Genomic DNA, 22,405 nt, shown 5'->3' with positions numbered 1-22,405 from the left:
CCGGGCGCCCCGCTCATCATCGGTTCGTGACCTCCCGGTCCGCACCGTCACCCGGATCGACACCCGATCGAACCCGAGCCGTCGCCGAGGGACCCGCCACGCGACCTACGGTGAGCGAGTACTCCCATCGCCAGGAGGTGCGTGATGACCACGGAGATACACGAACCCGACCAAGCCCGACTCGAACAGGCCCTCGGACAACTCGTCGTCGACATGGGTGCAGCCATGAACGGCGCACTGGTGCTGATCGGCGCCGAACTCGGATTGTGGCGCGCGCTCGACGAAGCGGGCCCGGTCACCAGCGAACAACTCGCCGCCCGCACCGGCATCCGCGAACGCTATCTGCGCGAATGGCTGTCCGCCGAGACCGCCAGCGGCTATCTCTCCTACGACCCCGATGCCGGGACGTTCACCCTGGCACCGGAACACGCCATGGCCCTCGCCCGCGAGGACAGCCCCGTCTACATGGCCGGCGGCTTCCACCTGATCGGCTCGGTGTACAAGGACCGCCGCCGCATCGCCGAACGCATCCGCAACGGCGAGGGTTTCGGCTGGCACGAGCACGATCCCGACCTGTTCATCGGCACCGAGCAGTTCTTCCGGCCCGGCTACCGCGCCAACCTCGTCGACGTGTGGCTGCCCGCCCTCGACGGGGTCGTCGACACACTGCGCAACGGCGCCACCGTCGCGGATATCGGTTGCGGCCACGGTGTCTCCACGACCCTGCTCGCACAGGCGTTCCCGCAGTCCACCATCCGCGGCTTCGACTATCACGACGCGTCCATCGCGCGGGCGACGGAACTGGCCGCCGAACAGGGCGTCGACAACGTCACCTTCGAGGTCGCCTCGGCAGTGGATTTCCCCGGATCCGATTACGACCTGATCTGCTATTTCGACTGCCTGCACGACATGGGCGATCCCGTCGGCGCCCTGCGGTACGCGCGCGGCGCGCTCGCCGACGACGGCGCGGTGATGCTCGTCGAACCGTTCGCCCGCGACAGCCTGCCGGAGAACCTCAACCCGGTCGGCCGGATGTACTACGCCGCCTCGACGGTGCTGTGCACCCCGTCGTCGCTCGACCAGCCCGTCGCGCTCGGACTCGGCGCCCAGGCCGGGGAGCGCCGGCTCGCGGAGGTCGCCGCCGAAGCCGGATTCGGCACCTTCCGGCGCGCCACCGAAACCCCGTTCAACCTCGTCCTCGAGGCCCGCCCCTGAGCCCTCCGTGAACCTGATCGGGCCCATCGGCGACCCGACGGCGCCGATGGGCCACGATCGGAGGATGAACCGCGTCACCCGGCTCTCGCTCGCCCTCGACCGTCAGGACGGGCGGTGCCTGTGGTGCGGACGCGAGTTCGGGCGGTTGATCACCCCGACCACCGATCATCTGGTGCCGCGCCTGAAAGGCGGGCCGAGCATCACCGCCAACGAGGTCGCCGCCTGCCGCCGGTGCAACGCCGACCGCGGGCACGTCGCCCCGGTCGAATGGCTCGACCGGTGCCGGCAGCGCGCCGGCTGGGCGCCCGACGAGGAGTTGCTGGCGCGACTGCTCGAGGAGCTCGCCGACGAACTCGTCCGGGTCGGCGGTCATCGTCGCGCCCGGGATTATCTGTCCGCCCAACTCCGGAGGCTACGGCGACCGTCGTGAACACGGTCGTCCACCTCCCGGGGGACACAAAGACCAATATGTCACTGTGACGATTTGGGCTTCGTGTACCCGGGCGGAGAAGGGGAGGTCGCACCCTCGACCCGAAGGGACGCGAGCCGCATGCACGTCAGGACGACCCCGGCGACGAGCGGAGGACCGCCCCCGGCGACCGGCGTCCGCACCCGCAGCATGCGGACGGCGACCCGGATGCAAGCACGAGCGGCGGTTGCCTCGCGGTCGACCTTTTCGGATCGCGCCATTGCCGCCACGCCGACGATATCGGTGAAGTTCCGCGTGCTCATCAGGACCCGCGGTAACCACTCAAAACGTCACTGTGACGTTTTCACGGTGGTCGGACGGGATCGACAGGGGACGAGGGCCGCAGACCCGCCGGGGCGGCCACGGGTGATCGGAGACGGCGAACGGACGCGAGCCGGCCGATCCGGGACGGTTCGGGTCGGAGCCCGGAACGCACAGACCGGGAACCGTGGACGCAGCATCCTCGGGTCGGATGCGAGTCGGTGCGGCCGGGATCGCGCAACGCGGCGCGCGCGACACAGCGAACGGCGCGTCGACATGGCGCACAGTGCGATGCGGTGCGTGCGACGAGGCCGCGAACACCGAGCCGACGCGGCGCCGCAGCATCCGGATCATCCGCGCCGAACCCCCGTTCATCGCGCAGATCGATATTGCCGATAATCTACATTATGTTAACTAGTGCGGAATCGGTCCTCCTCCGGACCGCTGCGGCAGGGCGTTCGAGCGGTTCGGCATCGTCGGGTCCGCAACGATGCGCCATCCTCCCGAAGCTCCGCGCCGTCGCCCCGGCTCAGCTCGACCCCATCCGGGGCGGATTCCGGCGCGCCCCGACCCGAGGCGCCCGAGTCGGATCGAGTCGATGAACCGATCGCCGCACAGTCACCGACGACGCGCTGCGGCGACACGCAACTCGCCGATGTCCGATGCGACGACGCCATGCGGTCGACGGCGTGTGCGACGTATACGCGGCACATCCTGCCGAGCGATGCGCAACGACACCCCGGATGAGCCCCGTCCCCCGAGGTGCGGATACCGCCCGTCGCCCACTCTCACCTCGTCCACGTTTGATGGATAATCACCGTTATCCATGAATCATGTACTGCACCACTGCATTTCGATTCCAGGTGACATTCGCCTCGACGAGAACACGCTTCGCGCGGCCTTCCTCGCCCCGGTCCGCCCCGAACGCGGACCGTGCCCCCACCTCCTCGTCGGCATGCGGCGGCACGCGCACCACCGTCGTCGGCGACTCGGGATCGAACACCTCTCCCCTCCCTCGGGCGCCTCGCCGCGTCCTACGATTCGTCACGGTGACAGTGACATTGCACGATCTCCGCGTGGTGCTCCCCCGGTATCCGTCCGAGGTTCTACGGTGGTCGCGTGACGATCCCCGCATCGAGTTATCTGTACCAGGCCCGCACATTCGTGAGCGGTTCCCGTAAGTGGCGGTTCGAGGCTGCGTTGGCCACCGCGCGGGTCTGCGAGCGTTTCGAGCGGCCCTATCCGAAATCGGTGCGGTCGCTGGCGCACACCGCCTACGACATGCTGAGGATGGACGCGCCGGAGGTCGCCGCCGAGTTCGGGCCGCCGTCGTTCTGAGCCCGGCTACCCGGCGTCCGTGGTGGCCGGGCCGGTACTGTGCAGCACACAACTCGATCACGAACTCGGCGGGGTGAGGAGGGGCACCGATGAACCCTGCGATCTGGCTGACGCCCGGCCAGCTGGCCGACCGTTCCGGGGTGGCGGTGTCGGCGCTGCACTACTACGAGTCGCGGGGGCTCATCACCAGTCGCCGCACCTCGGGCAATCAGCGCCGTTATCGTCGCGACACGCTGCGCAAGGTCGCGTTCATCAAGGTCGCCCAGGGCGTCGGGGTGTCCCTCGACGAGATCAAGGAGGCATTCGATTCGTTGCCGGACAGTCGTGTGCCCACCACCGAGGACTGGGCGCGCCTGTCCCGGGCGTGGCACGACCGGCTGACCCGCCGCATCGAGGACCTCACCGCGCTGCGCGACAGTTTCACCGACTGCATCGGCTGCGGCTGCCTGAGCCTGGCGTCGTGCCCGCTGGCGAATCCCGGCGACGTGCTCGGGGCGCAGGGCCCGGGTCCGCGCCGGCTGCCGGTGCACGACGATCCTCCGGTGGAGCCGGCGCCGCGCGCGGAATCCTCGTCCGGTTGATGCCGCCGGGTGTCAGGCGCGCGCCGCTTCGATCTGCTGCACGAACCGGGCGGTGGCGTCGGCGAGTTCGTGCGGGTGGGAGCGCGGCGACCAGTGTCCGGCGTCGAGCGGCCGGATGCGCAGATCGGTGACCCAGCGGGTGGTGTCCTCGTAGCTCACCGGCCGCACCGCGCGATCGCGCAGGTTCTGGATCAGCTGTACCGGGAGGTCGGTGCGCCGCTCGCGGGGCCGGGTGAGTCGCGCGCGGATGTTCGCCCGGTACAGGGACAGGCCGTGCACCATGTCGTCGGCGAGGGTCGGGGCGACGGGTTCGATTGCCGCGGGGTCGGTGCGGTCGAAGAACCCGACGAAGGCCGGCCAGTGGTGGGAGAGCCAGCGGCGCAGTACGGGATTCGGCAGGCCCGGGATCTGGAAGGCGAGGGTGTAGGCGGAGGCGAGGGCCTGTTCGGCCGGTCCGAGCGGGCGCCGCTGCCGGAGCCGCCGGCGTAGCCACAGACCGAGATGGTCGAGGTTGGGGCCGGACACGGAGGTGTAGGAGGCGATGCGGTCGCCGGCGGCGGGTTCGCACACCGCTTCCCAGCACAGCACGGCGCCCCAGTCGTGGCCGAGCAGGTGGACCGGTTCGTTCGGGGCGAGGGTGTCGATCACGGCGTGCAGGTCGGCGGCGAGGTGCTCGAGTCGGTAGTGCGCCACTGCGTCGGGGACGGTGGAGTTGCCGGCGCCGCGGTTGTCGTAGCGGAGGATGCGGAAGTCGTCGGCGAGCAGGGGTGTGATGCGGTCCCACAGGGCGTGGGTGTCGGGCCAGCCGTGGACGAGGACGAGGGTCGGTCCGTGCGGGTTGCCTTCGTCGACGACGTGGAGCCGGACGGATCCGTTCGTGACGGTGTGGGTGGTCATGGCTGTCCTCGCGTCTCGGGGGCCGGTGAATGGTCGCCCGCGCTCCGGGGCGGGAAGGTGCAGGCCCCTTCTCTCCCGGCCACAAGTGTTTGTAACCAACGGTAACACCATCTGGGGCGGTCGGATCCGTCTCCGATGTTTTGCGGCAGGCCCGGCCGGTGCATCCACCGGGGAGTCGATGGAAGACGGGGCGGCAGATGAGAGTTCTCGTGATCGGGGCGTCCGGCTACGTCGGCAGCCGGGTCGTTCCCGCTGTGCTCGCCACCGGGGGCACCGTGCGGGCCGGTGCCCGCGATCCCCTCTCCTTGCAGCGTTTCTGGTGGCACGACAGCGTCGAGACCACCGAGGTGGACGTCACCGACGGCGACACTCTCCCCGCGGCGCTCGACGGCGTGGACGTCGTGATCTATCTCGTACACGGGATGCGGTCGGCGGATTTCCGGGAGGTCGACCTCGCGGCCGCCCACGAGGTGCGGCACGCGGTCGATGAATCCTCGGCGTCCCGCCTGGTCTACGTGTCCGGTTTCGTCCCCGACTGCGCTCCGCACGAGCTGTCCGAACATCTGCTCTCCCGGTGGGAGGTCGAGCAGGAACTGTCCCGGTCGAGTCGGCCGGTGCTCACCCTGCGGGCCGGGATGGTGCTCGGATCGGGGTCGACGAGCTTCGAGGTGCTGGGTCAGCTCGGTGGGCGGCTACCCGTGACCGTGGTGCCCGACTGGATGAACTCGAGGGTCGAACCGGTCGCAATCGTCGACCTGACCGCGGCGGTGGCCGGTGCGGCGGTGTCGGAGCTGCCCACCCGGTCGTTCGATGTGGGATGCGGTGAAGTCCTCCGGTATCCCGAACTGCTGCGGCTCTACGGCCGGATCACCGGGATGCCGCGCGCGCAGGTCACCCTCTCCGGGCTGCCGGAAGCGGTGATCGGCCGGATCGGGTCGTGGTTGACGGAGGTGCCCTCCGAAACCGTGGCGGCCCTGATGGAGAGTCTGCGTCACGACATGACCGCCCGGGACTCCCGGTGGATCGGCAGCCTGGTCCCGTCCGGCTACCGGCCCTTGGGCATCGAGCGGGCCTTGCAACGCGCGGTGCTTCCCGCCGACACGAGCGTCCCGTGCGGGGATCGGGATCCGATGGGCCCATTGCCCGGCGATCCGGGCTGGGCGGTCGCCGCCACGGAGGCCCGCCGGTATTCGGCGCGGGGAATCCCTCCGGGGGGCCGAACGCGGATACGTCGGCGCGACGACTGAAACCTCGGACCGGGTGAGGTAAGGATGTCCGTCCTGTCGCATCTCGGGGCCCGGTGCTAACTTCTCGACATGTCGCTACCGAATCCGCCGTCGGCGAACGATTCCCGCGGGCAGCACGAGCGCGTCGAACCGCACACCGGTGGGTTGGCGGGCAAGCTCAACTGGTTGCGGGCGGGTGTGCTCGGCGCGAACGACGGCATCGTCTCGACCGCCGGGTTGGTCGTCGGTGTCGCGGCCGCCACGACGGACGAGTCGACGATCCTCACCGCCGGTGTCGCGGGGCTGGCCGCGGGCGCGGTGTCGATGGCGCTGGGCGAGTACGTGTCGGTGAGCACGCAACGCGACACGGAGCGTGCGGCGCTGCACACCGAGCGTCGCGAGCTCGCCGCGATGCCGGAGGCCGAGCTCGACGAACTCTCGGAACTGCTCGAGAGCAAGGGGTTGTCGGCGGTCACGGCGCGTGCCGCGGCCGAGGAGCTGACCGCCCGGGATCCGCTCGCGGCCCACGCCGAGGTGGAATTGGGGATCGATCCGACCGAACTGGCGAATCCGTGGGTGGCGGCGTTGTCGTCGGCGGTGTCGTTCACTCTCGGGGCGTTGGTGCCGCTGCTGATGATCGTGTCGGTACCGGAAGCCGTGCGGATCCCGGTGACGTTCGTGGCGGTGCTGTGTGCGCTGGCCGCGACCGGATCGATCAGTGCGTGGCTCGGTCGGGCGCGGCGTGGCCGGGCGGTGCTGCGGGTGGTGCTCGGCGGGGCGCTGGCGATGGCCGTGACCTATGCGGTGGGTCAGCTGTTCGACGTGGCGCTGTAGCGGAGACCGCCGCGTCGCGAGCGTGCCGGGCGGGCCGGTTCATGCGCCGAGCGCGAAGGCGATCAGGAATCCCGCCGCGGTGCAGATGCCGACCCACCAGCCGCCTTCCCGATAGGCCTCGGGCATCAGCGAGTCGGCCATGACGGCGATGGTGGCGCCGCCGGCGAAGGCCTGGATCAGGGAGATCCCCGCCGGGGGCAGGGAGTCGGCGAAGGCCGCGGCCGCGACGACCACCGCGACGAGCAGCACGGCGGTGACACCCCAGATGGCCAGGGCGGTGCGGTGCGGGAAGTCCGCGCGCATCGAGGCGGCTCCGGCGACGGCCTCGGGGATGTTGCCGACCGCCACGGCCACCAGCAGCACGAGGCCGGCAGAGTGCGCCTCGGCGAGGGTGGTGCCGAGGGCGGCGTTCTCCGGGATGCCGTCGAGCAGCGCGCCGAGCATCAGGGCCCATCCCAGGGCCGCGGGACCGAGCCTGTTCTCGATCAGGTGGTCGGCGACGACGTAGACGAGCGTGCCGAGCATCAGCGCGCCGCCGGCGGACCACAGGCCCTGATCGGCGAAGGCCGGGGCGAACAGTTCGGTGGAGACCGCCGCGACCATGGCGCCGGCGCCGAAGGCCATCAATCCGGCGAGCACCGGTCGGGGCAGGTCGTAGCGCAGGCCGATCACGGCGCCGAGGAACAGGGGCACTGCGGTGCCCAGCCCGTACCACGCTGCCGTCCACACCGCGCTGTCCTCCGGTCCGGGATGGGTGTGTTGTTCCCTGCTTCGGTGCTTCGGATACCCGGTGGCGGCGTGGGGAACCGAGCATCCCACCCATCCATACCATTGGATAGTGCACTATCCAATGGTATGTTGCGGAGATGGCATCGCTTGACGACCCTCCGCAGTGGCCCGCGCTCGACTACGAGCAGCACCCCTGGACCGGCAGCGACGCCTACGGGTCACGCCGCGAACGGCGCCTCACCACCGGCCCCTACCGGGCCGCCGTACCCCCCTTCATCGCGCAGCGACCCCTCCCGCTCGGCGGTGACCTGCAGGCGCTCACCGAGGAGGCGGCGACGGAACTGACCCGCTTCGACGTCGAGGTCGGCCACATCACCGCCCCCTTCGCCTCCATCCTGCTGCGCACCGAGAGCGCATCGAGCTCGGAGATCGAGAACCTCTCCAGCGGCGCCCGGCAGATCGCGCTGGCCGAACTCGGCGAACACGCCTCCCGCAACGCCCGCCTCATCGTCGGCAACGTACGCGCCATGCGCGCGGCGCTGGAACTTTCCGACGCCATCGATGCCGCCGCGATCCTGCGGATGCACCACGCGCTGCTCGACCACGACGACCCGGCCATCGCCGGCCGGTGGCGGCAGCAGCAGGTGTGGATCGGCGGCGGCAGCCTGGGCCCGCACACCGCCCACTTCGTGCCGCCGCACCACGAGCGGGTGCCGGAGCTGATCGACGATCTGGTGGTCTTCGCCAACCGGGACGATCTGCCGGTGGTGGCGCAGATCGCGGTCGCACACGCACAGTTCGAGACCATCCACCCCTTCCCGGACGGCAACGGCCGCGTCGGACGGGCGTTGATCCAGGCGATGCTGCGGGGCGGGCAGCTCACCCGCAGTGTCGCCGTGCCGGTCTCCGCGGGTCTGCTGCACAACACGGCGGAGTATTTCGCGGCGCTCGGCGCCTACCGCGCCGGGGACATCGGGCCGATCGTGCGGTCCATCGTGGACGCCTCGTTCGCGGCGGTCGCCAACGGCCGCACGCTCGTCGCCGACCTCGAGGCGGTGCGGGAGCGCTGGCGTTCCGAGGTGACGGCGCGACGGGACTCGGCGGTCCACCGGCTGGTGGACGTGCTGCTGCGGCAACCGGTGATCGACAACCGCACGGCCGCGGCGGCGCTGTCGGTGACCGGCGCCAACGCGCAGATCGCGATCGACCGGTTGGTGGACGCGGGGATTCTCACGCAGATCACCGAGGGTCGCCGCAACCGCATCTGGCAGGCGAAGGACGTGGTGCGGGTGCTCGACGAGTTCGCCGCGCGTGCCAAACGCCGTCGCGCCTGAGCCGGAAAAACCCGGTCAGCCCGGGATGTCGCGTGGATCGTGGCCGTAGGTGTTGCGTTCGCCGATGGTCCCGTCCAGGTTGTGGACGAGATGTTCGACCTTGCGTCGGCGTGCCTCGTCGCGGCCGGCCGCGACCGCCTCCTCGCGGGTGGCGTAGGTGCCGAGCAGGTCGCTCGAACCCTCGATCCGGTTGTGCCAGGATCCGTCCTGATGGAACGTCTCGACGTCACCGGCGGGCATGACGTGCTCCTCTCCGTGAAGGGTCGGTTCCCTACGCGTACCCCGGTAAGGTCCACCCGAACCCGGAGCACGTCCCGGTCTCCGCGGTCCCGTCGGTCCCTGCTGTCACACTGGACTCGCACATCTGTACGGGTGGTTCACGGGAGGAGCATCGTGGCGGGCAGCGCGACCGAGCCGGGATTGTCGGACTGGATCGGGTCGTATCTGGAGACCTTGCAGACGGCGAAGCGGTCCCCGCACACCGTCAAGGCCTATCGGCTCGATCTGTACGCGGTGCGCACGCACCTCGCCGCAGTGCGCGGGGCACCGGAGGAGACTCTGACGCTCGGTGATGTGACGGTGCGGGGGATGCGCTCGGCGTTCGCGGTGTTCGCCGCCGAGCGGCAACCGGCGTCGGTGCGCCGCGCCTGGTCGGTGTGGAACAACTTCTGCAACTTCCTCGTCTCCGAAGGAGTCTCGGAGGGCAACCCGATGGCGTCGATCGCGCAGCCGAAGAAACCGCAACACACCCCGAAAGCGTTCTCCCCCACCGCGATCAATCAGCTCGTCGACACCATCACGATGGAGGCGCAACGCCCGGCCGAAGCGGTGCGGGACTGGCCGCAACGCGATCTGGCGCTCATCGCCACCCTGCTGCTCACCGGCATCCGCTCCGACGAGCTGATCCGGCTCGATGTGGGCAGCATCCTCGGCGGCCGGGAAGCACCGGTGCTGCGGGTGCTCGGCAAGGGCGCGATCGAGCGGGAGATTCCCCTCGAGGACAGTTGGACGGCGATCGTCTCCGCCTATCTCGAGGAACGCTACGCCCGGTTCCCCGCCGCGCGGCGCCGCAACCGCGACCGCGACGAGCTGCCGGTGTGGGAACGGCACGATCCGGCCGATCCGTTGTTCGTCGGCGCGGACGGCAGGCGCATCACCCGCGGCACCCTGCAGTACCGGGTGCGGCGCATCTACCGCCGCGCGGGCATCGAGTCGGAGCGCAAACGCGGCGCGCTCGCCCACGCGCTGCGGCACACCTTCGCCACCAGCCTGGCCGACAGCGGCGCGACGATGGTGGAGTTGCAGCAACTGCTCGGGCATCGCTCGTTGCAGACGGTGCAGGTGTACACCTCGGCGACCAACGATGCGGTGCGGCACGCCGCGCGGCACAACCCCGTCTACGGGCTGCTCGGCCCCGGGCGCGAGCCGCGCGGGGCCGAGCAGGACTGAGCCCGCAGGGGGCCGGTGGGCTCACCGGTTGCGCTGTGGGCGGGCGCGGCAACTGCAAGACTGGGGATCGATCCATCCGGCGACGTGAAGGAGCATCCATGAGCATCGAGCAGACCGAACCCCGCCGTCATCGTGTGGTCGTGATCGGATCCGGTTTCGGTGGGCTGTTCGGAACCCAGGCCCTGGCTCGTGCCGATGTGGACGTCACGGTCGTGGCGCGCACCACCCATCACCTGTTCCAGCCGTTGCTGTACCAGGTGGCGACGGGCATCCTGTCGGTCGGCGACATCGCCCCCGCGACCCGCATGGTGCTGCGCAAACAGAAGAACGCGCAGGTGCTGCTCGGGGACGTCGAGAAGATCGACCTGGAGAACCGGACGGTGACCTCCCGCTTCCTCGAGCGCTACACCACCACCGGATTCGACAGTCTCATCGTCGCGGCCGGGGCCGGTCAGTCCTATTTCGGCAACGATCAGTTCGCCGAGTTCGCGCCGGGCATGAAGACCATCGACGACGCCCTGGAGTTGCGGGGCCGCATCCTCGGGGCGTTCGAGCAGGCCGAACTGTCGCATGATCACGAGGAACGTGCCCGGCTGCTGACCTTCGTGGTGGTCGGTGCCGGCCCGACCGGGGTGGAGTTGGCGGGGCAGATCGCGGAGCTCTCGCGCCGCACCCTCAAGGGCACCTTCCGCAACATCGATCCGACGGAGGCTCGGGTGGTGCTGCTCGACGGTGCCTCCGATGTGTTGCCGGTCTACGGCGGCAAGCTCAGCCGCAAGGCCCGCAACACCCTCGAGCGGCTCGGGGTGGAGATCCAGCTCGGAGCGATGGTCACCGACGTCGACGCCGACGGTTTGACGGTCAAGGAGAAGGACGGTTCGCAGCGGCGCATCGAATCCCAGTGCAAGGTGTGGTCGGCCGGGGTGTCGGCCAGCCCGCTCGGCAAGCAGCTCGCCGAACAGTCCGGTGCGCAGATCGACCGCGCCGGCCGGGTGGAGGTGCTGCCGGATCTGACGCTGCCGGGGCATCCGAACGTGTTCGTCATCGGCGACATGATGTCGCTGAACAAGCTGCCCGGTCTGGCGCAGGTGGCGATGCAGGGCGGCAAGTACGCGGCCCGGCAGATCATCGCCTCGCTGGACGGCGTCGACCCGACGCATCGGGAACCGTTCAAGTATTTCGACAAGGGCAGCATGGCGACGATCTCGCGGTTCAGTGCGGTCGCGAAGGTCGGCAAGCTCGAGATCAGCGGGTTCCTGGGCTGGGTGGCATGGTTGTTCATCCACCTGCTGTACCTGGTGGGGTTCTCGTCGAAGGTGTCGACGTTGCTGTCGTGGGCGCAGGCGTTCTTCTCCGCCGGCCGCAACGAGATGGCGGCGACCGAACAGCAGGTGTTCGCCCGGATGGCGATCGAACATATGCGGTCGGAGGGCCCGAACGACGCCTCCGAAGCGGCCGAGGAACGTTCCGCGGAGACGTCGGCCGCGCCGGGCCGGGGTGGGGCGCAGGCCGCGGGCTGACGCTGGTCGCTCCGGCCGGGAATCTCGTTCCGGCCGGAGCCGTCGGTCTGCGGGGTGGCGGGCCTGGGGCTGTCAGTGCGCGATGCGGTCCGCGTGCGTGATGTTGGCGAGGCGCACCTGTCCCTGTGCGACGAGGCGGTCCTGCTCGTCGACGATCTCCACCCGCCACACCTGCTGGGTGCGGCCGCGGTGCACGGGGGTGCCGGTGGCGGTGAGCACACCTTCACGGGTCGCGCGGAGAAAATCGGTGTTGTTGTTGACCCCGACGACATTGCCCTTGTCCCCCAGCCAGGTGGCGCCGGCGACGCTGGCGACGGTTTCGATCACCGCGCAGTACACCCCGCCGTGCACGATGCCGTAGGGCTGGTGCTGCGCCGGGGTGATGGTCCAGCGGGCCCGCGCGAGGTCGGGGCCGAGCTCGACGAACTCGAGACCGAGGGCGGTGTTGAAACCGGTCTCGTTGGTGGCGTTGATCGACTGCACATCGTGCTGCGCCGGGGTGGAGGTGGACTGGTCGCTCATACGGGTTTTCCCTTGTTCGTGCGTGCGGTCGACCGGCCGCCGGGACAGGGGGCCGTCGAACGATGGTAGGACATGGCGGTTTTCGGAAGGTCGCGTCCGACCACGGCACGCGGGGGGTGGTCACTGCAGCGTCACCAGCAGTGCGTAGGCGACGATCGAGTAGCCGCCGGGGATCGGCCCGAATCGATGCACGGTCCGCGCGCCCTCGTACTCGACGCCGTACCAACCCGCGTCCTCGGTCGGGATCCTCGTCGTCCGTTGGATCACCGGGTGGCGTTCGGCGACCAGCACTCGACCTTCGGGTCGGGTGCGGTGGGTCATCCACAGGTAGCGGTCCCACACGAGATGTCCCGTCAGCACGACCTCTCCGAGGGTGTCGAGCTGCGGTGGGAGGACGGTGGTGAATCCGTGACCGAGATGGGCGAGCAGTTCGACACGATCGTCGACGGTGCTCTGCTCGACGCGGGCGGGAATGACGCGCACGAGTTCGCGGATGCAGTCCGTCGCACCGGGTGTGGTCCAGGAGGTGGTCGGTTCGCACACCTGCCCGGGGGCGGGTTGGTCGGGCCACGGCTCGAGGTCCTCGATCATCCACAGCGTGGTCACCGGTCGATCATCACACTGCTGCGTGGGTCGGGCCATCCCCTGACCTTCGGCAGTGCGATTCGTCGGCAGTCCGAGCGGCTCGGGAACCCGCAGGTTCTGCGCTACGGCGCCCCGATGAGTTGACGCCGCGCCAGTTCCCGATACAGCTCGCTGCGCTCGAGCAGTTCGGTGTGGGTGCCGACGGCGTGGACGCGTCCGTCGTCGAGGACGACGATCTGGTCGGCGTCGAGCACGGTGGCCAGCCGGTGCGCGACGATCACCACGGTGTGCCGGCCGCCGACGGTCTCGAGGGCGCGTTGGAACAACTCCTCGTTGCGACTGTCCAGGCTCGAGGTCGGCTCGTCGAGCAACAGCAGCGGCGGTTCGGCCAGCAGCACCCGGGCGATGGCCAGGCGTTGCCGCTCCCCGCCGGACAGGCGGATGCCGTTGTCGCCGATCGGGGTGTCGAGCCCGTCGGGTTCGCGGCCGATGCGACCGTCGAGGCCGACCGCGGCGAGGGCCTCGCGGCACTGCCGGTCGGTCACCTCCGGGGCGGCGAGCCGCAGATTGTCGCGGATGCTGCCCGCCACCGCGTGCCCGTGCTGCTCGACGTAGCCGATGCCGGCGCGCAGCACCCGCCGCGGCAGGGCGGCGATGTCGATGCCACCGAGTTCGATGCGCCCGTCGTCCGGATCGTAGAACCGTTCGATCAACGCGAGGAGGGTGGATTTACCGGCGCCGGACGGGCCGACGATCGCGGTCCGGGAGCCGCGCGGCACCGTGAAGCTGACCTCCTCGAGGGCCGGTCGTGTGTGGTGCCGGGGATAGGCGAAACGCACCCGGTGCACGCGCAGCATCGGCTGCGAGTCGGAGACCGCCGGGAGACGGTCGCAGGTGGTGGTGTCGTGGGCGTCCTCGGCGGGGATGCGGTCGATGTCGGTGATGCGGGCGAGGGCACCCCAGGCCGCGGCCAGCGAGCGGATGGCGCCGAAGACCACGTTGACGGGGGTCATGAGCAGCAGCAGGAACAGCACGAACGTGATGAGTTCGGCGATGCTGAGATGCCCGGCGGCCACCCGGTAACCGCCGGCGCCGAGGATGAGCAGCAGCACGGCGTGGGTGACGACCTGCCCGACCGGTTCGATCACCGCGCCGACCCTGGCGGTGCGGAGGCCGACGTCGTACACCCCGCGGGCGCGGCGGTGCAGGCCGGTGTCGATGCGGTCGGTGGCGTTCGCGGCGCGCACCACCCCGATCCCGGTGAGGGCCTGTTCGAGGTCGCCGGTGAGCGCACCGAGCTGCGTCTGGGCCGCGAAGGTCAGTTTCTCGAGTCGCCGCGCGAACTGCACCGTCATCACCACGACGGCCACCACGACGAGGACGGTCCCGGCGGTCAGCCACGGGTCGAGCAGCAGCATCGCCGTCACCGCGCCGACGGCGAGGACGACGGCGCCGACGAGTTCGACGAGACCGCCGGTGAGCGCGGCGCGCAGGGCGGTGGTGTCCGAGCCGACGCGGGAGACCAGATCGCCGACGGAGCGGGAGCGGTATTCGAGCATCGGCAGGCGCAGCACCCGGCCGATCAAAGCGGTGCGCGCCGAGTACACGACGCCTTCGGCGGTGCGTTGGAGCAGGAAGTACTGGATGCCGCCGACCAGGGCGGAGGCGACCAGCAGTGCGAGCAGGAGCCACACCGAGGTCGCGACCGCGGCGCCGTCGCCGACGGCGGAGATCAGCCGGCCGACCACCACCGGTTGCGCCAGGCTCACCGCTGCCGACAGCACGGACAGGAGCATGGCGGCCAGCAGCGGTCGTCGGTGTCTTCGGGTCAGATCCCACAGTGCGCCGGCGCGGGGGCGGTCGATGACCGCTGTGTGCTCGATGCTGTCGTTGTCGTTGCCTTCGTCGTCCATGACTCGGCGGCCTCACTTCTCGCAGCGCCCGGTCTTCGCATCGTAGGTGGGGTGCGGCGGGGTGGGCGGCGGTTCGCGAGCCGACATGGCGCCGGGGTGGGGGACGCCGGATACACGACGGCGGGCCTCACATGATCGTGAGGCCCGCCGCGGGAAGGGACCGGGAGTCACTGCAGCCCTCAGGACTCCACTGCGGTCCGGCAGTCGGAACGACTCCGATTATAGGGAAGGCTGCCCTAATCCGGCAAGGCCTCGGACGGGATGGCCGGCGGCGACGAAGGCGTCGAGCAGCGCCTGGCCGCGGCGCGCGGCGGTGCGCCGCGACGCGCCGCCGAGGACGGGCAGCTGGGTGGCACCGGTGACGACGGTGCGGCCGACGATCGCCCAGAACCGGGACCGGTCGAGCGGGGCGAGGGCGCGCAACGCGAGATGCACGGCGCTCAGGGCGGTCGTGGCGCGGTGCGCGGTCCACACCGCCATCGCCTGCTCACACGGCAGCACCACCACGTCGCGCTGCCCGACGGCGCGGTCGCCGGGCAGCACCCGCAGGGTGTCGTCGGCGAGGCCGGCCCAGTCGATGCAGCCGTCGCTGTCCTGGTGCAACCACAGATTGTCCAACCCTGGATCCCAGACGCGGCCCTCGAGGGCGTAGGGGGCGAGGACGCGACCGACGACAGCGTGGATGAGGGCACCGGCGACCTGTTCGACGGCGATGCGCGGGTCCTCGGTGTCGAGCAGGGCGCGGTCGTAGAGCGCCTCGATGCGCTGCTGCCGTTCACCGCCGCCGAGGAACCACCAGCGGCGGCGGGGTTCTTCGTCGATACAGGCCACCGCGTAGACGCGGGGGGCTCCCGCGGCCAGTGCGCGCAGCCGGGCGCGCGTGTCCTCGAACGGGCGGACGGGTGCCGCCGTGGGCGGCAGCAGCAGCGTCGTCATCCGACACCTCCTGATCGACGGTGAATCTTGATTAGGTAAGCCTAACCATTGCATCCGGGGGTGGTGTGCGCAACCCCCTCCCACTCCCGCCGGGACATAGGATTCCGTAACCTAACTCCGAAGGCCTTCGCGTCCCCCACGATCCGCGACGACCCGAACCGCCCCGCCGCCTTCCCGAGGAGCACCCCGCGCCCGTGACCGTCACCCCTCACGCCCCACCGGACACCGACCCGGCCGCCCCGCCCCGCGCGGGCCGCCGGATCGCCGCAGTCTCGTGCGACCTCACGCTCCTCGCCCTCCCCCTGCTCGTCGGCGCCCTGGTCGTCGACACCCTCGCCGACGCCAAGGGCGGCGGGCAGACCGACCGCATCGTCTTCGGCGGCGCCGCGCTGGTCGCCGCCGCCGCGCTGCTGTGGTGGAACCACGGCCACCGCGCCGGCCGCACCGGGCAGAGCCTGGGCCTGCAGTGGACCGGCCTCGTGCTGCGCGACCCGGCCACCGGCGGCCCGGTCGGCACCCGCCGCGCCCTGCTGCGCCGCGGCACCGAGATCGTCACCGAACGCCACGCCCGCCACGACGACTTCACCCCCCGCCCCACCGACGGCAGCGTCGCCGCCCTGCGCCGACGCCGCCTGCTCGGCCTGGCCGCCCTGACCGTGCTGCTCGCGCTCGGCGCCCTGGCGAGCATCGCCGTCGGTGCCCGCCCGATGAGCTTCGCCGAGGTCTTCCACGCCCTGGTCGTCAACGACGGCTCCGAAACCGACGTGATCGTGCACTCGCTGCGCATCCCCCGCACCCTGCTCGCGCTGCTGGTCGGCACCGCCCTCGGCGTCGCCGGTGCCCTCATCCAGGGCCACACCCGCAACCCGCTCGCCGACGCCGGTCTGCTCGGCATCAACGCCGGCGCCGCCTTCCTCGTGGTGCTGTCGATCTACCTGTTCGGGCTGAGCACCCCGGCGCAGTATCTGTGGTTCGCCTTCGCCGGCTCCGCGCTCGCCAGCATCGTGGTGTTCGGGTTCGCCTCCATCGGCAACGGCCGCTCCAGTCCGCTGAGCCTGGCACTCGCCGGTGCGGCCGTCGCGTTCTTCCTGCAGGCGATGATCCAGACCATCGTGCTGCTCGACCAGACCAGCCTCGACGGCTACCGCTTCTGGGTGGTCGGCTCCGTCGCCGGCCGCGGCATGGACGTCTTCTGGCAGGTGGCCCCGTTCATCGTCGTCGGGTTGCTCGTCGCGCTCGCCTCCACCCCCGCGCTGAACCTGCTCAGCCTCGGCGAGGACGTCGCCCGCTCGCTCGGCACCGATGTCGTCACCACCCGGGTGATCGGCATCGCCGCGATCACCGTGCTCACCGGCGCCGCCACCGCCGCGTGCGGACCGATCGCGTTCGTCGGGTTGATCGTCCCGCACATCGCCCGCGCGGTCACCGGCCCCGACTACCGCTGGCTCGTGCCCTACGCCGGGCTGCTCGGCGGGGCGCTGCTCGTCCTCGCCGATGTCGTCGGCCGCATCGTGGTGCGCCCCGGCGAACTGCAGGTCGGGATCGTGCTCGCCCTCATCGGCGCCCCCTTCTTCATCGCCCTCGTCCGTCGCCGGAAGCTGGTGGCCCTGTGAACGACGCACCCACCCCCGCCCTCGACAAGGACCCGACCCCCACGGCGGGCCGGCGCCGCTCGCCCGTGCAGGTCTCCACCCGCGTCCCGGGCCGGCCCGCCTTCCGGCTCGGCTCCGTCTCCGTCGTCTGGCGCGCCCGCATGGTCATCGTGTGCGCGCTGATCGTCGTCGCCACCGCGGTGCTGCTGTCGATCTCCCTCGGCCGCGGCGACTACCCGCTGAGCCCGCTGCAGGTCGTCGAGGTGCTCCTCGGCGGCGGCGAACGCCTCGACCGGTTCATCGTCTTCGACCTGCGGCTGCCGCGCGGCATCGCCGCCGTCGTCGTCGGCGCCGCCCTCGCCGTCTCCGGCGCCATCACCCAATCGGTCTCCCGTAACGCCCTGGCCAGCCCCGACATCCTCGGCATCACCGCCGGCGCCTCCGCCGCCGCCGTGGCCCTGATCGTCGTCACCAGCGGCGGGTCCATCGTCGGCCTGCTCGCCACCCTCGGGCTGCCGCTGTCGGCGCTGCTCGGTGCGCTGCTCACCGCCGCCGTGATCTACGTGCTCGCCTGGCGGCGCGGCGCCGACGGCTTCCGGCTCGTGCTCATCGGCATCGGCATCAACGCCATGCTCATCGCCCTGACCCAGTGGATGCTCGTCTCCGCCGACATCAACGACGTCAGCCGCGCCCAGGTGTGGCTGACCGGTTCGCTCAACGGGGTGTCGTGGAGCCAGGTCGTGCCCGCCGCGATCGCCCTGCTGCTCGTCGGCGGCTGGGCCGCGACCGCCTCCTTCACCGTCGGGGCGCTGCGCCTCGGCGACGACACCGCCCGCTCGCTCGGCGTGAAACTGCAGACCCAGCAGGCGCTGCTGCTCATCGCCGCGTGCGCGCTCGCCGCCGTCGCCACCGCCGCCGCCGGCCCCATCGGCTTCGTCGCATTGGCGGCCCCGCAGATCGCATTGCGGCTCGTCGGCTCGGCCGGCACCCCGATCGTCGCCTCCGCCCTGACCGGCGCGCTGTTCGTCGTCGCCGCCGACCTGATCGCCCGCACCATCCTGCCGGTGCCGCTGCCGGTCGGTCTGGTCACCTCCGCGCTCGGCGGACCCTTCCTGCTGTACCTGCTGGTGCGTTCCAACCGAAAGGTCTCCCGATGACCGACACCCACCTGTCCCCCGCCCCGGCCCCCGGCCCCGTCGAGCACGCGGCGCCGCGGCTGGTCGCCGAGCACATCAGCCTCGGCTACGGCGACCGGCTCATCGTCGACGACCTGGACCTGTCCATCCCCACCGGGGTCGTCACCACCGTCATCGGCCCCAACGGCTGCGGCAAATCCACCCTGCTGCGCGCCCTGAGCCGGCTGCTCAAAACCCGCACCGGCACCGTGCTGCTCGACGGGCACGACATCACCACCCTGCGCACCCGCGAGGTCGCCCGGGTGCTCGGCATGCTGCCGCAGGCCCCCGTCGCCCCCGAAGGCCTCACCGTCGCCGACCTGGTCTCCCGCGGCCGGCATCCGCACCAGTCCTGGTTCCGGCAGTGGTCTTCCGACGACGAGGACGAGGTCGCGATCGCCCTCGAACGCACCGGCATCGCCGACCTCGCCGACCGGCCCATCGACGAACTGTCCGGCGGGCAGCGGCAACGCGCCTGGATCTCCATGGCGCTCGCCCAGGGCACCGACATCCTGCTGCTCGACGAACCCACCACCTATCTGGACCTGGCGCACTCGGTGGAGGTCCTCGACCTCGTCGACCGGCTGCACAGCGAACTCGGCCGCACCGTGGTGATGGTGCTGCACGATCTGAACCTGGCCGTCCGTTACAGCGACCACCTGGTGGTGATGAAGGACGGCCGCGTCGTCGCCTCCGGGGTGCCCGCCGAGGTGATCTCCGTGGAACTGCTGCGGGAGGTGTTCGATCTCGACGCCTCCGTCATCGACGATCCGGTGTCCGACCGGCCGCTGATCGTGCCCATCGGCACCCGCCACGTCTACGGCGCCGCCGGAGGTCCCCGCCGGGCCTGACGATGGTCCCACCGCAGGTCAAACCCTACGACCAGGGGTAGTACGCACATTCGTCGGAGAAATCCGTAGAATCGACCCATGGCAGCACTCGGCGAACTCGAACGCGCAGTGATGGACCACCTGTGGTCCACCCCCGAACCACAGACCGTCCGGCAGGTCCACGAAGCCCTCTCGGCCCGACGCAACCTCGCATACACCACCGTCATGACGGTCCTGCAGCGCCTCGCCAAGAAGAACCTCGTCATCCAGCAACGCGACGACCGCGCCCACCGCTACCTGCCGGTGCACGGCCGCGACGAACTCGTCGCCAGCCTCATGGTCGACGCCCTCGACCAGGCCGACGAGACCGCCGGCCGCGCCGCCGCCCTCGTCCACTTCGTCGGCCGCGTCGGCGCCGACGAAGCCGCCGCCCTGCGCGCGGCGCTGGCGAAACTCGAAGCGCGACACGGCGACGACAACACCGGCCACGACACCGAGCGGGCCGGCTGACACACTCGATGTCATGAACGCGACCACGGCGCTGTTCTTCGGAACCACAGCGCTCCTCCTCGCCGGACCGGTGCCGGGGCTGCTCGCCCGCGCCACCTGGCCGCACCGCAACCCCCGGGCCGCGCTGGTGCTGTGGCAGTCCGTGGCGCTGGCGGCGGTGCTCTCCGCGTTCAGCTGCGGCCTGGCCATCGCCGCCCGCCTCCTCGCCCCCGGCGCCGACGGCCGCCCCACCACCGGCCCCCTCGAGGAGATCGACGCCCTCGGCCTGCCCCTGTGGCTGACCTACATCGTCGTGTTCGCCCTCACCGTGTTCATCGGTGCCCGCCTGACCTTCTCCATGCTGCGCGTCGCGGTGCGCACCCGCCGCCGCCGCTCCCGCCACCGCATGCTCGTCGACCTGCTCGACCGCCGCGAGAGCGGCGCCGCCGTCCGCCGCCACCCGCACGTGCGCATCCTCGACACCGCCGACCCCATCGCCTACTGCCTGCCCGGGCTGCGCCACCGGGTGGTGCTCAGCGAAGGCACCCTCGACAACCTCGGCGACGACGAACTCCGCGCGATCCTGCGCCACGAACACTCCCACCTGCGGGCCCGCCACGACCTCATCCTCGAGGCCTTCACCGCCGTCTACGAAGCGTTCCCCCGCGTCGTGCGCTCCGGGTCGGCGCTCGGCTCGGTGAAACTGCTCGTCGAGCTGCTCGCCGACGACTCCGCCGTCCGCAAGACCGGTCCCGCCCCCCTTGCCCGCGCCCTCGTGGCCTGCGCCGGCGCCCACACCCCCACCGGGGCCCTCGCCGTCGGTGGGCCCAGCACCGTGCTGCGCGTCGAACGACTCACCGGCCCGGGCCCCCACCTCGGGATTTCCGTCGCCGCCTACACCGCCGCCGCCGCGATCCTCGTCGTCCCCACCATCGCCGTGGCGGTGCCCTGGCTCACCGAACTGTCGCTGCTGCTCGGCCTCTGACCCGCGACACACCGGTCCGTCCGGCCCGCCCGATTTCGATCGGATCCCGTTTCGGGGGAAGCTGTAGACCATGACCGTCGAACGCACCGAAACACCGCAGGCCCAGATCGGCGTGACCGGACTGGCCGTGATGGGCTCGAACATCGCCCGCAACTTCGCCCGCCACGGCTACACCGTCGCCCTCCACAACCGCAGCATCGCCAAGACCGACGCGTTGCTCGCCGAGCACGGCGACGACGGCACCTTCGTCCGCACCGAAACCATCGGCGAGTTCGTCGCCGCCCTCGAGAAGCCGCGCCGCGTCCTGATCATGGTCAAGGCCGGCGACGCCACCGACGCGGTCATCGACGAGCTCGCCGACGCGATGGAACCCGGCGACATCATCATCGACGGCGGCAACGCCCTCTACACCGACACCATCCGCCGCGAAGCCGCCCTGCGCGCCCGCGGCCTGCACTTCGTCGGCGCCGGCATCTCCGGTGGCGAGGAAGGCGCCCTCAACGGCCCGTCCATCATGCCCGGCGGCCCCGCCGAATCGTACGAGGCGCTCGGCCCGCTGCTCGAAACCATCGCCGCTCAGGTCGACGGCACCCCCTGCTGCACCCACATCGGCCCCGACGGCGCCGGCCACTTCGTGAAGATGGTGCACAACGGCATCGAATACGCCGACATGCAGCTCATCGGCGAGGCCTACCACCTGCTGCGCGACGCCCTCGGCTACGACGCCGGGCAGATCGCCGACGTCTTCGCCGACTGGAACACCGGCACCCTCGAGTCGTATCTCATCGAGATCACCGCCGAGGTGCTCCGCCAGACCGACGCCGCCACCGGCCGGCCCCTCGTCGACGTCATCGTCGACGCCGCCGAGCAGAAAGGCACCGGCCGCTGGACCGTCAAGGCCGCCCTCGACCTCGGCGTCCCCGTCACCGGCATCGCCGAAGCGGTCTTCGCCCGCGCCCTGTCCGGCTCCCGCGACCAGCGCGCCGCCGCCCGCGGGCTCGCCGCCGGCAACCTGGGCGCCGCCCCCACCGACGCCGCGCAGTTCACCGAGGACATCCGCGCCGCCCTGTACGCCTCGAAGATCGTCGCCTACGCGCAGGGCTTCGACCAGATCGCCGCCGGCAGCGCCGAATACGGCTGGAACGTCGACCGAGCCGCCCTGGCCACCATCTGGCGCGGCGGCTGCATCATCCGCGCCCAGTTCCTCAACCGCATCAAGGAGGCCTACGACGCCGACCCCGAGCTGCCCAGCCTGATCCTCGCGCCGTACTTCCGCGACGCCATCGAGATCGGCATCGACAGCTGGCGCCGCGTCGTGGTCACCGCCACCGAGCTCGGCATCCCGATCCCGGCGTTCGCATCGTCGCTGTCCTACTACGACGGACTGCGCGCCGACCGGCTGCCCGCCGCCCTCACCCAGGGTCAGCGCGACTTCTTCGGCGCCCACACCTACGAACGCACCGACAAGCCGGGCAAATTCCACACCCTGTGGAGCGGAGACCACTCCGAAATACAGGCCTGACCC

Annotated in this window: 25 protein-coding genes; 16 read left to right on the top strand and 9 right to left on the bottom strand. The window is 70.9% G+C overall.

What is annotated here, in order from left to right; genetic code table 11:
* Positions 1–144 precede the first annotated feature (144 nt).
* Both GON09_RS04515 and GON09_RS04510 read left to right on the top strand, forming a co-directional pair.
* Positions 145–1,215 (top strand): class I SAM-dependent methyltransferase, encoded by a 1,071-nt coding sequence (locus GON09_RS04515; protein WP_213930778.1) that lies wholly within the window; start codon positions 145–147, stop codon positions 1,213–1,215.
* A gap of 64 nt (positions 1,216–1,279) precedes the next feature.
* The gene (locus GON09_RS04510) at positions 1,280–1,645 is read left to right on the top strand and encodes an HNH endonuclease (RefSeq protein WP_213930777.1); all 366 of its coding nucleotides are present in this window, start codon (positions 1,280–1,282) and stop codon (positions 1,643–1,645) included.
* Between the two features lie 41 nt (positions 1,646–1,686).
* Here GON09_RS04510 and GON09_RS04505 read toward each other — a convergent pair whose 3' ends face one another.
* A complete protein-coding gene (locus GON09_RS04505; protein ID WP_213930776.1) occupies positions 1,687–1,947 on the bottom strand; it encodes a hypothetical protein in 261 nt (86 codons plus the stop codon).
* A gap of 209 nt (positions 1,948–2,156) precedes the next feature.
* Here GON09_RS04505 and GON09_RS04500 point away from each other — a divergent pair, with 209 nt between their 5' ends.
* Complete coding sequence (locus GON09_RS04500; RefSeq protein ID WP_213930775.1) at positions 2,157–2,363, top strand: hypothetical protein; 207 nt, start codon at positions 2,157–2,159, stop codon at positions 2,361–2,363.
* Between the two features lie 402 nt (positions 2,364–2,765).
* Here GON09_RS04500 and GON09_RS04495 read toward each other — a convergent pair whose 3' ends face one another.
* Positions 2,766–2,948 carry a hypothetical protein gene (locus tag GON09_RS04495; RefSeq protein ID WP_213930774.1) on the bottom strand — a complete coding sequence of 61 codons (183 nt, stop codon included), beginning with the start codon at positions 2,946–2,948 and terminating at the stop codon, positions 2,766–2,768.
* 116 nt (positions 2,949–3,064) lie between these two features.
* On the opposite strand from GON09_RS04495, the gene GON09_RS04490 reads away from it, so the two are divergent.
* Both GON09_RS04490 and soxR read left to right on the top strand, forming a co-directional pair.
* A complete protein-coding gene (locus GON09_RS04490) occupies positions 3,065–3,283 on the top strand; it encodes a hypothetical protein (protein WP_213930773.1) in 219 nt (72 codons plus the stop codon).
* 89 nt (positions 3,284–3,372) lie between these two features.
* Entirely contained in the window at positions 3,373–3,864 is a 492-nt protein-coding gene (soxR, locus tag GON09_RS04485; RefSeq protein WP_213930772.1) for a redox-sensitive transcriptional activator SoxR, read from the top strand.
* Positions 3,865–3,876: 12 nt separating this feature from the next.
* Here the strand turns inward: soxR and GON09_RS04480 are convergent, their stop codons facing one another.
* The gene (locus GON09_RS04480) at positions 3,877–4,761 is read right to left on the bottom strand and encodes an alpha/beta fold hydrolase (protein WP_213930771.1); all 885 of its coding nucleotides are present in this window, start codon (positions 4,759–4,761) and stop codon (positions 3,877–3,879) included.
* Positions 4,762–4,958: 197 nt separating this feature from the next.
* Between GON09_RS04480 and GON09_RS04475 the strand changes: the two genes are divergently transcribed.
* On the top strand, positions 4,959–6,008 hold the full coding sequence (locus GON09_RS04475) for an NAD(P)H-binding protein (RefSeq protein ID WP_213930770.1): 1,050 nt from the start codon (positions 4,959–4,961) through the stop codon (positions 6,006–6,008).
* 69 nt (positions 6,009–6,077) lie between these two features.
* The gene (locus tag GON09_RS04470) at positions 6,078–6,821 is read left to right on the top strand and encodes a VIT1/CCC1 transporter family protein (protein WP_213930769.1); all 744 of its coding nucleotides are present in this window, start codon (positions 6,078–6,080) and stop codon (positions 6,819–6,821) included.
* 39 nt (positions 6,822–6,860) lie between these two features.
* On the opposite strand, the gene GON09_RS04465 is transcribed toward GON09_RS04470, so the two are convergent.
* Entirely contained in the window at positions 6,861–7,550 is a 690-nt protein-coding gene (locus GON09_RS04465; protein WP_213930768.1) for a ZIP family metal transporter, read from the bottom strand.
* 137 nt (positions 7,551–7,687) lie between these two features.
* Here GON09_RS04465 and GON09_RS04460 point away from each other — a divergent pair, with 137 nt between their 5' ends.
* Positions 7,688–8,884, top strand: coding sequence for a Fic family protein (locus tag GON09_RS04460; protein ID WP_213930767.1), 1,197 nt, complete (start codon positions 7,688–7,690; stop codon positions 8,882–8,884).
* A 15-nt stretch (positions 8,885–8,899) separates the two neighbouring features.
* Here GON09_RS04460 and GON09_RS04455 read toward each other — a convergent pair whose 3' ends face one another.
* A complete protein-coding gene (locus tag GON09_RS04455; protein ID WP_120282916.1) occupies positions 8,900–9,124 on the bottom strand; it encodes a DUF2188 domain-containing protein in 225 nt (74 codons plus the stop codon).
* A gap of 153 nt (positions 9,125–9,277) precedes the next feature.
* On the opposite strand from GON09_RS04455, the gene GON09_RS04450 reads away from it, so the two are divergent.
* Entirely contained in the window at positions 9,278–10,333 is a 1,056-nt protein-coding gene (locus tag GON09_RS04450) for a tyrosine-type recombinase/integrase (protein WP_213930766.1), read from the top strand.
* A 98-nt stretch (positions 10,334–10,431) separates the two neighbouring features.
* Positions 10,432–11,853, top strand: coding sequence for an NAD(P)/FAD-dependent oxidoreductase (locus GON09_RS04445; protein WP_213930765.1), 1,422 nt, complete (start codon positions 10,432–10,434; stop codon positions 11,851–11,853).
* 72 nt (positions 11,854–11,925) lie between these two features.
* On the opposite strand, the gene GON09_RS04440 is transcribed toward GON09_RS04445, so the two are convergent.
* From GON09_RS04440 to GON09_RS04425, 4 genes are all read right to left on the bottom strand, one after another.
* Complete coding sequence (locus tag GON09_RS04440) at positions 11,926–12,375, bottom strand: PaaI family thioesterase (protein ID WP_213930764.1); 450 nt, start codon at positions 12,373–12,375, stop codon at positions 11,926–11,928.
* A 120-nt stretch (positions 12,376–12,495) separates the two neighbouring features.
* Positions 12,496–12,981 carry a hypothetical protein gene (locus GON09_RS04435; RefSeq protein ID WP_213930763.1) on the bottom strand — a complete coding sequence of 162 codons (486 nt, stop codon included), beginning with the start codon at positions 12,979–12,981 and terminating at the stop codon, positions 12,496–12,498.
* A 101-nt stretch (positions 12,982–13,082) separates the two neighbouring features.
* Entirely contained in the window at positions 13,083–14,873 is a 1,791-nt protein-coding gene (locus GON09_RS04430) for an ABC transporter ATP-binding protein (RefSeq protein ID WP_213930762.1), read from the bottom strand.
* A gap of 219 nt (positions 14,874–15,092) precedes the next feature.
* Positions 15,093–15,809 (bottom strand): hypothetical protein, encoded by a 717-nt coding sequence (locus tag GON09_RS04425; protein WP_213930761.1) that lies wholly within the window; start codon positions 15,807–15,809, stop codon positions 15,093–15,095.
* A gap of 194 nt (positions 15,810–16,003) precedes the next feature.
* On the opposite strand from GON09_RS04425, the gene GON09_RS04420 reads away from it, so the two are divergent.
* The 6 genes from GON09_RS04420 (at position 16,004) to gndA (ending at position 22,402) form a co-directional block, all read left to right on the top strand.
* Positions 16,004–17,422: a FecCD family ABC transporter permease gene (locus GON09_RS04420; protein WP_213930760.1), complete on the top strand. Its 1,419-nt coding sequence runs from the start codon at positions 16,004–16,006 to the stop codon at positions 17,420–17,422.
* On the top strand, positions 17,419–18,558 hold the full coding sequence (locus GON09_RS04415) for a FecCD family ABC transporter permease (RefSeq protein ID WP_307854305.1): 1,140 nt from the start codon (positions 17,419–17,421) through the stop codon (positions 18,556–18,558). Before GON09_RS04420 ends, GON09_RS04415 begins: the two co-directional genes overlap by 4 nt.
* Positions 18,555–19,427 carry an ABC transporter ATP-binding protein gene (locus GON09_RS04410; protein ID WP_213930759.1) on the top strand — a complete coding sequence of 291 codons (873 nt, stop codon included), beginning with the start codon at positions 18,555–18,557 and terminating at the stop codon, positions 19,425–19,427. The genes GON09_RS04415 and GON09_RS04410 overlap by 4 nt, the downstream gene beginning before the upstream one ends.
* A gap of 78 nt (positions 19,428–19,505) precedes the next feature.
* Positions 19,506–19,916 (top strand): BlaI/MecI/CopY family transcriptional regulator, encoded by a 411-nt coding sequence (locus tag GON09_RS04405; protein WP_213930758.1) that lies wholly within the window; start codon positions 19,506–19,508, stop codon positions 19,914–19,916.
* Between the two features lie 13 nt (positions 19,917–19,929).
* Positions 19,930–20,880, top strand: coding sequence for a M56 family metallopeptidase (locus tag GON09_RS04400; protein WP_213930757.1), 951 nt, complete (start codon positions 19,930–19,932; stop codon positions 20,878–20,880).
* 70 nt (positions 20,881–20,950) lie between these two features.
* Complete coding sequence (gene gndA, locus GON09_RS04395) at positions 20,951–22,402, top strand: NADP-dependent phosphogluconate dehydrogenase (RefSeq protein ID WP_213930756.1); 1,452 nt, start codon at positions 20,951–20,953, stop codon at positions 22,400–22,402.
* The last annotated feature ends 3 nt before the right edge of the window (positions 22,403–22,405 follow it).

The organism is Rhodococcus sp. B50, assembly GCF_013602415.1.
Classification (GTDB): domain Bacteria; phylum Actinomycetota; class Actinomycetes; order Mycobacteriales; family Mycobacteriaceae; genus Rhodococcus.
This window is presented reverse-complemented; position numbering and strand designations above follow the sequence as displayed.